The 11,607-nt window shown below is 73.8% G+C and carries 12 protein-coding genes; 4 read left to right on the forward strand and 8 right to left on the reverse strand.

Features of this window, described 5'->3' with window-relative positions:
• Positions 1-25: 25 nt before the first annotated feature.
• The 5 genes from FFT09_RS20995 to FFT09_RS21015 form a co-directional block, all read right to left on the reverse strand.
• Positions 26-1,180 carry a CapA family protein gene (locus FFT09_RS20995; RefSeq protein ID WP_138383759.1) on the reverse strand — a complete coding sequence of 385 codons (1,155 nt, stop codon included), beginning with the start codon at positions 1,178-1,180 and terminating at the stop codon, positions 26-28.
• An 84-nt stretch (positions 1,181-1,264) separates the two neighbouring features.
• Positions 1,265-1,978 (reverse strand): class F sortase, encoded by a 714-nt coding sequence (locus FFT09_RS21000; protein WP_138383760.1) that lies wholly within the window; start codon positions 1,976-1,978, stop codon positions 1,265-1,267.
• Complete coding sequence (locus FFT09_RS21005) at positions 1,945-2,763, reverse strand: DUF4397 domain-containing protein (RefSeq protein WP_024877450.1); 819 nt, start codon at positions 2,761-2,763, stop codon at positions 1,945-1,947. Before FFT09_RS21005 ends, FFT09_RS21000 begins: the two co-directional genes overlap by 34 nt.
• Before the next feature lie 92 nt (positions 2,764-2,855).
• A complete protein-coding gene (locus tag FFT09_RS21010) occupies positions 2,856-3,443 on the reverse strand; it encodes an RNA polymerase sigma factor (RefSeq protein ID WP_024877449.1) in 588 nt (195 codons plus the stop codon).
• A 41-nt stretch (positions 3,444-3,484) separates the two neighbouring features.
• Positions 3,485-4,594, reverse strand: a complete 1,110-nt coding sequence (locus tag FFT09_RS21015) for an MBL fold metallo-hydrolase (RefSeq protein WP_138383761.1) — start codon at positions 4,592-4,594, stop codon at positions 3,485-3,487.
• A 287-nt stretch (positions 4,595-4,881) separates the two neighbouring features.
• Between FFT09_RS21015 and FFT09_RS21020 the strand changes: the two genes are divergently transcribed.
• Positions 4,882-5,847: an AraC family transcriptional regulator gene (locus FFT09_RS21020; protein WP_244231448.1), complete on the forward strand. Its 966-nt coding sequence runs from the start codon at positions 4,882-4,884 to the stop codon at positions 5,845-5,847.
• Here FFT09_RS21020 and FFT09_RS21025 read toward each other — a convergent pair.
• Positions 5,831-6,715: an NmrA family NAD(P)-binding protein gene (locus FFT09_RS21025; protein ID WP_138383762.1), complete on the reverse strand. Its 885-nt coding sequence runs from the start codon at positions 6,713-6,715 to the stop codon at positions 5,831-5,833. The genes FFT09_RS21020 and FFT09_RS21025 overlap by 17 nt on opposite strands.
• A gap of 74 nt (positions 6,716-6,789) precedes the next feature.
• Complete coding sequence (locus tag FFT09_RS21030) at positions 6,790-8,283, reverse strand: aminotransferase-like domain-containing protein (RefSeq protein ID WP_138383763.1); 1,494 nt, start codon at positions 8,281-8,283, stop codon at positions 6,790-6,792.
• Between the two features lie 94 nt (positions 8,284-8,377).
• On the opposite strand from FFT09_RS21030, the gene FFT09_RS21035 reads away from it, so the two are divergent.
• The gene (locus tag FFT09_RS21035) at positions 8,378-8,629 is read left to right on the forward strand and encodes a hypothetical protein (RefSeq protein WP_138383764.1); all 252 of its coding nucleotides are present in this window, start codon (positions 8,378-8,380) and stop codon (positions 8,627-8,629) included.
• A gap of 78 nt (positions 8,630-8,707) precedes the next feature.
• Here FFT09_RS21035 and FFT09_RS21040 read toward each other — a convergent pair whose 3' ends face one another.
• Entirely contained in the window at positions 8,708-9,475 is a 768-nt protein-coding gene (locus FFT09_RS21040; RefSeq protein WP_024877443.1) for an NAD(P)H-dependent oxidoreductase, read from the reverse strand.
• Positions 9,476-9,546: 71 nt separating this feature from the next.
• On the opposite strand from FFT09_RS21040, the gene FFT09_RS21045 reads away from it, so the two are divergent.
• Entirely contained in the window at positions 9,547-10,548 is a 1,002-nt protein-coding gene (locus tag FFT09_RS21045) for a GlxA family transcriptional regulator (RefSeq protein WP_138383765.1), read from the forward strand.
• A 61-nt stretch (positions 10,549-10,609) separates the two neighbouring features.
• The gene (locus tag FFT09_RS21050) at positions 10,610-11,590 is read left to right on the forward strand and encodes a sigma-70 family RNA polymerase sigma factor (protein ID WP_024877441.1); all 981 of its coding nucleotides are present in this window, start codon (positions 10,610-10,612) and stop codon (positions 11,588-11,590) included.
• The last annotated feature ends 17 nt before the right edge of the window (positions 11,591-11,607 follow it).

The raw sequence follows: 11,607 nt of genomic DNA on the forward strand, positions 1-11,607 counted from the left end.
TTCGGCACCTCCCGCGCGTCCGGCGTCAGCGGCCGGGGCGAGTGAGGCCGTCGTCGGCCCCGCCCCGCCCGAGCACGATCTCGTCGGTGCGCTCCAGCGCCTCGGTCCTGCGGTCCGTCGGCTCGGCGGTGGTGAGGTCCACGAGCCGGATGGGCGGCCCCAGTTCCACGAGGGTGGGCACGTACTCCGCGCGGTCGACGGTCCACGAGTCGCCGTCGCGGGCGAACGTGAAGCGTGCCGCGATGCCCTCCTCCGACACGCCCCTCGGCTCGGCGTGCCGGGCGACCGAGTTGCCGAGCCCGTAGGCCACCCACTCGCCGCCGACCTTCTCGATGGGCTGGACGACGTGGGCGTGATGACCGATCACCAGGTCGATCGCGTCCTCGGCCAGCAGGCGTTCGGCCAGTTCGGCCTGTTCCGGTGTCGGCTCGTGTACGTATTCCTGTCCCCAGTGGATGCTGGCGATGACGACCTCGGCACCGGCCTGCTTCGCCGCCTCCGCCTCCGCGATCACGGCCTCCGCGTCGAGCGGGTTCGACAGCCACGGCTTGTCCCCGGGCAGTTCGAGGCCGTTGAAGCTGAACGTGTACGAGACCTGCCCGACCTTGACGCCGTCGACGTCGAGCACGAGGGGCGTCGCGGCCTCCGCCTCGTCGCGGGCGGAGCCGGTGTGAGCCAGGCCCGCGTCGTCGAGCGCGTCCAGCGTGCTCACCACGCCCTCCTCCCCGTGGTCGAGCGTGTGGTTGGAGGCCGTGGAGCAGCTGTCGTAACCGGTGTCGGCCAGCCCGCGCGCCAGCTCGGGGGGCGCGATGAACTGCGGGTAGCCCGCGTAGGGCCCGCCGTCCTCGGCCAGCGGCACCTCCAGGTGGCACAGCGCGAGATCCGCCTCCGACACGAGCGGCCGGATGCCCGCCAGCAGCGGGCCGTAGTCGAACTCGTCGGGCCCGCCCGCATCCGCCGCGGCGGCGTCCTCGGCGGCCTGCTCGGTCAGCGGGGGATGGATGAGGATGTCCCCGGTGGCGACGACGCTGAACGACGACGGCGGCCCCGGCGGGGCCGACGGGGCGCTTGACGGCCCGGGCTCCGCCTGGGCGTCGCCCGGCTCGGGCCCCGACGGGGCGGAGCACGCGGCGACCAGTGCGGCGGAGGTGAGCACCGCGGCCACGGCGCGACGCGACATGGGATGGACCTTTCCCGAGACGATCGGACGCGCCCATCCTGCCCGTTCACCCGGTGTGCTTCGCGGCCACCCACCGCGTCCGGCTCAGCGCGGCCCCCCGCCGAGCGGAACCGCCGTGACGGCGATGTTGTCCTGGTACTGCCCGGTGCCCTGGTCGAGCACCCCGCCGCAGGTCAGCAGCACCAGCCGGGGCGATCCGCCCACGTCGAACAGCCGGGGCAGCGGGACGTCGGCCTTGTCCCACTGCTCGCGGGCGATCACCCGGAACGCCAGGACCGCACCGGTGCGGGTGCGGACCTCCACCCGGTCTCCGGGCGCGGTCTCGGCGAGGCGGGCGAACGCGCCGGGCCCCTGCTCGACGTCGTTGACGTGGCCCACCAGGACGGCCGATCCCGTGGCCGATCCGGGGCGCGGACCGGGGCTGTACCAGCCCGCGGTGCCGACGTGCTCGGGGATCTCGGCGAGGCCGGTGTCGGTGGTGCCGACGCCGACGACCGGCGCCGCGAGGTCCAGTGCCGGGACCGTGACCTCGACCGGCTCAGTGGGCACGGTGGGCGCCCCCGACACCGGGGGCGCCGGGCTGCCGTGCCCGGCGGTGAGGGCTCCGGCGGCGGCCTCGCCCACCGGTTCGATGTCCGGACCCGCGGCCTCGGGGCGCAGCGACCACCACAGCAGTGGGACCGCCACGAGTGCCAGCGCCACCAGCGCCACGCGCACCGGATGCCGGGACGGGCGTGCAGCCCGCCCCGGCTCTTGGCCGGTGCTCACGACCCGCGCGCCGCCGGGTTCCGCCGCCACAGCAGCAGCACCCCGCCCGCGAGGGCGAGCGTCAGCACGGAGCCGCCCGCCACCCAGAGCGCGCCGGAGACGGCCGGTTCGCCACTGCCCGCGGGCACACCCTCCGGTGCGCCGCCCAGGCCGGTGATCGTGAACGGGACCAGCGCCAGCGTGCCGTCGTCGGCCGAGCCGACCGCGTGGACGAAGGTCGCGGTGCCCTCCTCCAGGGTCAGCGACGCCGGTCCGATCACCACGTCCTGCGTTCCGGCGAGCACGACGTCGGCCTCGACGGTGCCCGCCGGAACGACGACCGCCTGCTCGTTCGGGTTCGTCAGCCCGGAGATGACGGGCGAGCCGCCCGCGCGGACGTCGACGGCCGGGGCCGCCGCGTCGTGCCGCACCGCGAGCCGTGCCTGACCCGCGGGTACCGCACTGATGTCGTTGGCGTAGGGAGTGAGGGTGGGAGCGCCTGCCTCGTCGAGGTGGGCCACCAGCGAGACGTTGCCGTCCGCGGGCACGTCGGCCGTCGCCTCGATCACGGCCTCGCCGGTGTTGTCGGGCGCGTCGGCGGGGAACACCGCCACCTCGTGACTGCCGGCGGGCAGGTCGAGCGGACCCTGCACCGACAGCGGCTCGAAGTCGTCGAGCGCGCGTTCCCCGTCGACGTAGACGTCCACCGGCGTGTCGGGAATGCCGTGCACCACGTACACGGCTCCGGTGCTCTGGGCCGTCGCGACCCCGCCTCCGGCCACCGCTGCCGCCACGGTGGCGGCCGCGCCGAGAACGGCGAGCATTCGAGTTCGCATGAGTTCTCCTCCTGCTGTCTCGGGGCAGGACGGCGCCCTGCCGATCCGTCACCACCGGTACCGGGCGAACGGGTTCGATGGATGCACCCGGCTCAGACTCCGGTGGCGAAACTTCGCTGCCTGCGTAACCGGTCGAGACCCCGGCGCAGGTGGCTCTTGACGGTGCCGAGCGGCCAGCCGGTGTGTTCGGCGATCTCGCTGTGGGTCAGGCCCTCGAAGAACGCCAGCTCCACCACCGTCCGCTGCCGGTCGGCGAGGGTGCCCAGTTCGGCCGCGAGCACGACCCGGTCGACGACGGACTGCTCGGCCTCCCCCACGGTCGCTCCGTGCTGCGCCGCGCTCGCGAGCGCCGTCGCCACGACGGCCTCGCGCAACGCCACCTCACGCGCACGCGACGCCTGCTGGTCCGCCACGACGTTGCGGGTGATGGCCAGCAGCCAGCTGCGGGGCCTGCCCCGGCTCCCGTCGAAGGTGTCCCTGCTGCGCCACGCGCGGACGAACACCTGCTGGGCCGCGTCCTCGGCGTCGGCCCAGTGTCCGAGTTCGGCCAGCGCGACGGCGAACACCACGTCGCGGTAGCGCGCGTACAGTTCACGCCACTCGTGCTCACGCGAGAGCGCGGTGGGCTCGCCGGAGGCGGGCCACGGAGTGCGGGTGTCACGGCTGTGCGAACTCGCCACCCGTGAGCGTTACCCGGGCCGGTTCCGCCGAACCGGGAAGTTCAGCGCGGGCCGGGCACCGCCTCGCGCCACCACGGCGACACGGGCACGTCCGCCCCCGTCACGGCCACGCGCTCGCCGGGGCGGGGCACCGCCACGCGCACGCCCCGCGGCGCGGCCTCCCGCAGCAGCCGCTCGACCGGTTCCGCCCAGGCGTGGGGCGCGAGGTTGAAGGTGCCCCAGTGGACCGGTACGAGCAGCGAGCCGCGGACGTCGAGGTGTGTGCGCACCCCGTCCTCCGGCGTCATGTGGATGTCGGGCCAGCCCTGCGCGTACGCACCCACCTGCACGAGCGTGAGGTCGAACGGGCCGTGCTCGCGCCCGATGGCGGCGAAGGCGTCGCAGTAGCCGGTGTCCCCGCTGTAGAACACGCGGTGGTGCGCACCCGCGAGCACCCACGACGCCCACAACGTCGTGTTGCGCGCCAGGGTGCGGCCGGAGAAGTGCTGCGCGGGCGTGGCGGTGAGGCGCAGCGACCCCGCGTGCGCGTGCTCGTGCCAGTCGAGCTCCACGATGCGTTCCTCCGGCACCGCCCACGCGCGCAGGTGCGCACCGACTCCGAGCGGCACGACGAACGGGGCGTCCTGCGACCGGACGAGCGCGCGCACGGTGGCCCGGTCCAGATGGTCGTAGTGGTCGTGCGAGATCACGACCGCGTCGAGCGGGGGCAGGGCGTCGAGCGCCAGCGGCACGGGATGCAGCCGCCGGGGCCCGAGCAGCCGCGACGGCGAGGCACGGTCGCTCCACACCGGGTCGAGCAGCACCCGGCTGCCGTCGATCTCCACGAGCGAAGAGGCGTGCCCGAACCAGGTCACGTGCAGGCCGTCGGCGGGCGCGGGCGACGGCCCGCGCACGGGCACGGCACCCACGGGCCGCCGTGGTCCCGGCGCGAACACCATGTCGCGGATCGCGGCGCGGGCGCTGCCTCGCGGCAGCCACCGTGTCGGCGTGGTGTTGTGAAAGCAGCCGTCACGGTACTGCGGCGACGACTCCAGCGCGCTCCGGTCGGGGGTGCCGCCGAACTCGCTGCGCAGGCGTGATCCCGCCACTGCGGCGCCCGCCGTGGCGAGCAGTCCCGCGCTCATCGCCAGCGCCCCGACCGCTGCCCGCATCGACCGACCTCCACTCGGCGAGTCGCCTGTCCTGCCCGATTCACGCTACCGCGATCACCTCGGCGTGGCTCCCAGATGCTCCGCAGCGCCCGGTCGGGGTGAGGTGACGCTAAGAGCCCCTAGCACATTGGTCTGTTCGGCTCGCGACGCCCAGGCGGCGCCTCGCCGCGTTGGAGGACCGCCCACGTACTTCCAGTACGCGGACGCCCCTCCGCCTCGCGACGCATCCGCCTGGCCGCCGCTCCCTGATCGAACGCCAATGTGTTAGGGGCTCTAACGTGACCGCCGTGAGCACAGCGATCACCGGCGACCCGCTGGGAAGCCTGCTGGACGGTCCGCGAGCCCACGGGGCCTTCCTGCTGCGGACGGTTCTCGCCCCGCCGTGGTCGGTCCGGGTCGAGGACCGCGCCCCGCTGACCGTCCTCCTGCCGAGGCGGGGACGCGCCTGGCTGGTCGCCGACGACGGCGCGCCGCTGTGCCTTGAGCCCGGCGACGTCGCCGTGGTGCGCGGTCCCGACCCCTACACCGTCGCCAGCGACGCGGCGCTCCCCCCGGACGTGGTGATCAAGCCGGGGCAGCACAGCACCACCGTGTCCGGTGCGGACCTGTGTGCGCCGTGGTCCCGGGACGTGCGCACCTGGGGTACCGCGTCGGCGGACGGAGACACGATGCTCGTCGGGACCTACGACGTGCGCGGCGAGGTGGGCGGCAGGCTGCTGGCCGCTCTGCCGCCCCGGCTGGTCGTTCCGGGCGACGAGGCCCCCGCGTCACTCGTCTCGCTGCTCGAGGCCGAGGTCGCCAGGGACACCCCCGGCCAGGACGTGGTGCTCGACCGGCTGCTGGATCTCGTGCTGATCACTGTGCTGCGGGCGCACTTCACGCGGCAGGCCGGCGACGCGCCGTCGTGGTACCGCGCGCAGGCCGACCCCGTGGTGGGTGCCACCCTGCGGCTGTTGCACGCCGAACCGGCGCGGCCCTGGACGGTGGCGGGCCTCGCCACGACAGTCGGCGTGTCCAGGGCGGCGCTGGCGCGGCGGTTCACCGCGCTCGTCGGGCAGCCACCGATGGCCTACCTCACCGGGTGGCGGCTGGCGCTCGCCGCCGACCTGCTGCGCGAGCCCGCCCGCACGCTGGACGCCGTCGCGCGGCGGGTCGGCTACGGCACCGCGTTCGCCCTCAGCACCGCGTTCAAACGCGCCTACGGGGTGAGCCCGCAGCACTACCGCCGCACCCGCCTCAGCCGCCCGGAGTGACCCGCTCCCAGGCACCCGCCGCGGCCGCCCGGCGCATGGCCTCGCCGAACTCCACGGCCGGGCGCCCCAGTACCTCCCGCACGCCGTCGGTGACCGCCGTGTTGCGCCCGTCGAGCACGGTGGCGAACAGCCCGGCCAGGAACTCGGCCTCGTGCGCCGGCAACCCATGCTCGGTGAGCACCGCGACGTAGTCCTCCGGCGAGACGGGCTCGTACCGCACCGGCCTGCCCGTGACCTCGGACAGCACGGCGGCGGCCTCCGCGAAGGACAGTGCGCGGGGGCCGGTCAGTTCGCGGACGCGCCCCGCGTGCCCGTCGTCGAGCAGTGCGGCCACGACCACCTCGGCGATGTCGTCGGCGTCCACGAACGGTTCGGCCACCGCGCCGGCCGGGAGCACGACGGTGCCCTCGAGCACCCCGTCCCGCAGGAAGTCCTCGCTGAACGCCTGGGCGAACCACGCACACCGCACGATGGTCCACTCCGCGCCCGCCTCGCGCACCGCGTGCTCGGCCCGCTCGGCGCCCTGCTCACCCCGGCCCGACAGCAGGACCAGCCTGGTGACCCCGTGCCGCACCGCGCGCCGCGCGAAGGCGCCGACCACCTCGTCCGCACCCGGAATCCCGAGGTCGGGTGAGTACACCAGGTACACCGCGCCGACGCCGTCGAGCACCGCGTCCCAGGTGGACTCGTCGTCCCAGTCGAACGGTGGTGTCCCGGCGCGGGAGCCGATCCGGACGGTGACTCCCGGCCTGCCGGACAGTCGCGCGGCCACCCGGCGCCCGGTCTTGCCGGTACCGCCGAGCACCAGGATCGTCGCCGGGGTGCTCGCTACCGCCTGTGTTGTCGCTGCTGCTGTTGTCGTTGTCATGTGACAAGCAAAGCCGCTGCGGCGAGCCGGGAGAATCGGCGACGCGCTCACCCACCTTCGCGAGCGTCTCGCACTCAGACCACCGGGCGCAGCGGCAGGTCCTCGTGCGGCCCGTGCCGCCGCAGCTCCGTCCACGCGTCCGCGAGGCGATCCACCAGTTCGGCCAGCACCTCCTCCGCCAGCAGGAACGGGATGCGGAAGTGGCGGTCGTGCCGCCCCGTCGGGTCCATCGCCGAACCCGGCACGATCTCGACGCCGTGCCGCAGGGCGAGCTGCGCGAACACGTCGGCGCTGTGTCCCTCCGGCAGCGCGACCCACAGCGACGACCCACCGTCGGGAGTACGCCAGCTCCACTCCGGCAGCCGCCGTGCGAGCAGGCGTTCGAGTTCGGCGCAGTGCTCCCGCTGCACCGCCGAACGGCGCCGGGACAGCGCGTCCAGCCGGGGCAGCAGCCGCGCCGCCACGGCCTGCTCGATCAGCGGGCTCCCGAGGTCGGCCATGGCCTTGCGCCGGGCGCACCGCTCGATGATCCCCACCGGGCCGCGGACCCAGCCCACGCGCAGTCCCGCCCACACGCCCTTGAGCGACTCCACGGTCAGCACCTCGCTGCCGCGCGGCGCGAAGGCCGCCAGCGGCATGGGCAGGGCCGTCTCGTCGGCCGCGAGCGCGTGCCCCGCGTAGGCGTTGTCCTCGACGACGGCCACGCCGTGCCGGGTGGCCAGCTCGGCCACCTGCCTCCGCCTCGCCGCCGACATGAGCACGCCGGTGGGGTTGTGGAAGGTCGGCATCACGTACAGCAGACCCGGCGTCGACTCGGCCAGCACCGAGGCGAGCGCGCGAGGATCGACACCCTCGTCGTCCAGGCCCACCGGGGTCAGGTCGACGCCACACTGGCGGAAGATGTCCAGGCACGGCGACCAGCTGGGGGCCTCGACCACGGCGGTCGCCGCGCCGCGCAGGTACACCTCGGCGAGCAGGACCAGCGCCTGATGCGCGCCCGACGTCACCAGGATCTCGGCAGGTGAGGTCGGCACGCCCTGCCGGGTGTAGTGGTCGGCGATCGCCTCCCGCAGCGCGGGCAGTCCGCGCGGATGGTAGCCGGGATCGGCGAGCAGCCCCGTGATCTCGTCGTCGGCCACCGCGCGCAGTGCCTCCGCGACCTCGGGCACGCCCGCGTCGGCCGCACAGCCGAGACTGATCAACTCGCCCGGGCCGTCGATCAGCCGCTGCACGATGGCGGTTCCCCGCCCACCCCGCACGCGACCGTCGCTGCGCGGCACCTTCCGGTGGCCGTTGACGCGCGTGCCACTGCCCTGGCGGCGGTCCACCACTCCCCGGTCACGCAGTGCCTCGTACGCGGCCACCACCGTCGCGCGGCTCACCGCCAGCACCCGGGCCAGTTCCCGTTCGGACGGCAGCCGCTGGCCCGTGACCAGCGAACCGTCCTCGGCCGCCGCGGCCAGCGCGTCCGCGAGCTTGCGATACAGCGGGCCCTCGCCCGCGCTCCAGTCGCCGAGCAACGCGGCCAGCGCCGCACCGGACGGAAAACGGTCCACTTCATCACGCATTGGCCCTACCTCCGGTCCATTGTCCCGACGATCCTAGAGCAGGTACAGGCCAATATGAAGTGGACCGGAGTAACCGGACCGGAAAGGAAGGATCGTGATCGTCACCGCCCTCTATCTCACCGTGCTCGCCGCACTGCTGGCCGGGCTGGGCTCCGCCGTCCACCGAGAGGGACCCGCACCGGACGTGGAACCCGCCTTCGCCCGCCGCGTCGCCGAGGGTGTGTTCGTCCTGCGGGCGCTCGGCCAGGCGTACGCGGACCGCACGCAGGGGCTGCTCGACGAGCTGACGACGAGCACGCCGCTGCTGCTGCCCTCGGCCGAGGGGCCGGCGAACACCCGCGCGTGAGCTGCGGACACGGCTACATAGGCTGCGGACACGGCTACGCCAGGTGCGGACACGGCTACGTGGGCTGCGGACACGGCGTCAGCGCTCGTGGGCGGCGAGACCCGTCACCCCCGGCGCGACGTGGGGGCGCAGCACCAGGTCGGCGTCATAGTCGCCGCCGTCCTGGTGCCGGAAGGGGACCGGCTCCAGGTCACCGAGTACGGACAGCCGCTCCTTGAGCCGCGCGGCGGCCACGGCGTACTCCGCGTCGGTGGCCCGGTCCGCCCCGTACACCGCCAGCGGCGGCAGGGCCTCCATTCCGGTGTAGTGGAAGATCCCGTGCTGGACGGGGAACAGCACCTGCTCCAGTTCCCCGTTGATACCCCTCGGGCCGAAGGACGCCTCCCTCCCGCCGATGGAGGTGACCACCATGCCCCGCTTGCCGCGCAGGTTCCCATTGCCGTAGCGCAGTGTCGTGCCCGTCTCCGGGTCCTTGATCCCGAACCCGAAGCCGTTCAGGAACACCCGGTCGAACCAGCCCTTGAGGATCGCGGGCATCCCGAACCACCAGAGCGGGAAGTGGACCACCAGCACGTCCGCGGCGCGCACCAGCTCCTGCTCGGCCCTGATGTCCGGGGCCAGCCGGTCCGCCTCGTACGCCTCCTTGGCCGCCCTGCCCACGAACAGGCGCTCGGTGGGGTCGTGGTCGAAGTCGGTGGCGGCCACGACCGGGTCCCACTTCTGCGCGTAGAGATCACGCACGTGGACCTCGTGGCCGAGTTCGGTGAGGTGGCGCGCACCCTCGTCGGCGAGCGAGCAGGTCAGCGAGCGGGAGTCGGGGTGGGCCACGAGCCAGAGAATGTTCATGTCGATCAGCCTGCCGGGACTCCCGGACCGCCACGAGTGGCTGAAAGGCCATCATGTGAAAGAATCGGGCCATGAGTCGTTCCGTCGAGCCCCGCGCCCCACACCGGGTCGCCGTGCTCGTGCGCCCCGGTGTGTTGCCCATGGAACTGGGGCTCGTCCACCAGATCTTCCGTGGCGCCCGCACCCCCGGCGGAGCACCGCTGTACGAGGTCACGAGCTTCGCGCTGGAGCCGGGACCGGTGGCCACGGACGCCGACTTCTCCGTCCACGTCGAGCGCGGGCCGGACGTGCTCGACGAGGCGGAGACGGTCGTCGTGCCGGCGAGCCACCCGCTCGACGAGACCGACGACGTGCTGTCCCCGGCCCTGCGCGACGCGCTGGCCCGGATCCGGCCGGGCACCCGCATCGCGTCGGTCTGCACGGGGGCGTTCGTCCTCGCGGCGGCGGGCCTGCTGGACGGGCGCAGGGCGACGACCCACTGGCACTCCGCCGAGCGGTTCCGCCGCTCGTTTCCCGCCGTCGAGGTCGACCCGCACGTGCTCTACACCGACAACGGCGAGGTGCTGACCTCGGCGGGCGAGGCGGCGGGCATCGACCTGTGCCTGCATCTGATCCGCCGCGACCACGGCGCGGCGGTGGCCAACGAGGTCGCGCGCGGCATGGTCGTCCCGCCGCACCGGGAGGGCGGGCAGGCGCAGTACCTCCAGCTCCCGGTGCCCGAGCCGGGAGCGCGCGACTCCACCGCCCGTGCTCGCGAGTGGGCACTGCGGCACCTGCACCGGCCCCTGTCGGTGGCCGAACTGGCGGAGCGGGAGGCGATGAGCGTCCGCACGTTCACCCGCCGGTTCCGCCAGGAGGTCGGCACCTCGCCCCTGCGGTGGCTGACCCAGCAGCGGGTGGAACGCGCCCGGCAACTGCTGGAACGCACCGAGCTACCCGTGGACCGCGTCGCGGAGGCCGTCGGGTTCACCTCGGCGGTGTCGCTGCGGCAGCACCTCGCGGCCACCCTCGGTGTCTCCCCGAGCACGTACCGGCAGACCTTCGGTGGTGACCGTCACACGATTCGCACCTGACGGCACGCACGGAATGCCACCGCCTCCCGGCGCGTTGCCCTACCGGAAGGAGGGTGCAGAATTGGCTGACGCGACACTGACCGCCGCCCGTCCCTCGAACCCGCGCCGTGGCCGCCCCGCGGGCGAGGAGCCGGACTTGGTGCGCTACTACCTCGACGAGGTCGGCGCGACGCCGCTACTCACCGCGCAGCAGGAGGTCGACCTCTCCAAGCGGATCGAGGCCGGAGTCTACGCCGCCGAACTGCTGCGCAGGGCCGACGCGGGCGAGGCCGCCCTCGACCGGGACCGTGGGCAGCTGGAAGCCGTGGTCCGGGACGGCGACCGCGCCAAGGACCACATGGTCAGGGCGAACCTGCGCCTCGTCGTCACCGCTGCCCGCAAGAACCGGCACACCAACCTGCCGCTGCTGGACGCCATCCAGGAGGGCAACCTCGGGCTGATCCGCGCGGTCGAGAAGTTCGACTACGCCAAGGGCTACAAGTTCTCCACCTACGCCATGTGGTGGATCCGGCAGGCCATCCAGCGCGGCAACGCGTTCCAGAGCAACACCATCCGGCTGCCGATGCACGTCAACGAGCAGGTCGCGAAGCTCGACCGGCTCCAGCGCACCCTGCAGTCCCGTAGTGACCACGAGCCGACCGTGGAGGAGCTCGCCGCCGCCGCCGAGCTGCCGGTGGAACGGGTCGTGGCGCTGCGGCAGGCCGGGCGCTCCACCGTCAGCCTGGACGTGCCGCTGGACGAGGACGGCGACCTGCACCTCGGCGACCTCGTCAGTGACGGCGCCGTGCCCGCGGTCGGCGAGGGCATCGAGCGGCAGGCCATGGTCGGTCTGCTGCGCTCGGCGCTGGACAGCCTCCCGGCGCCCGAGGCGGCCGTGGTGTCACTGCGCTACGGGCTGCGCGACGGGCACCAGCACACCATCCCGGAGATCTCGGGCCGGCTCGGCCTGAGCCGCAAGCGGGTGCGCACGCTGGAGCAACGCGCCATGGACATGCTGCGGGAGCCACAGCGCAGCGACTCACTGCTCGACTGGGCGAGTTGAGGCGGCACCACCACGGA

The organism is Saccharomonospora piscinae (assembly GCF_005862235.1).
GTDB lineage: Bacteria > Actinomycetota > Actinomycetes > Mycobacteriales > Pseudonocardiaceae > Saccharomonospora > Saccharomonospora piscinae.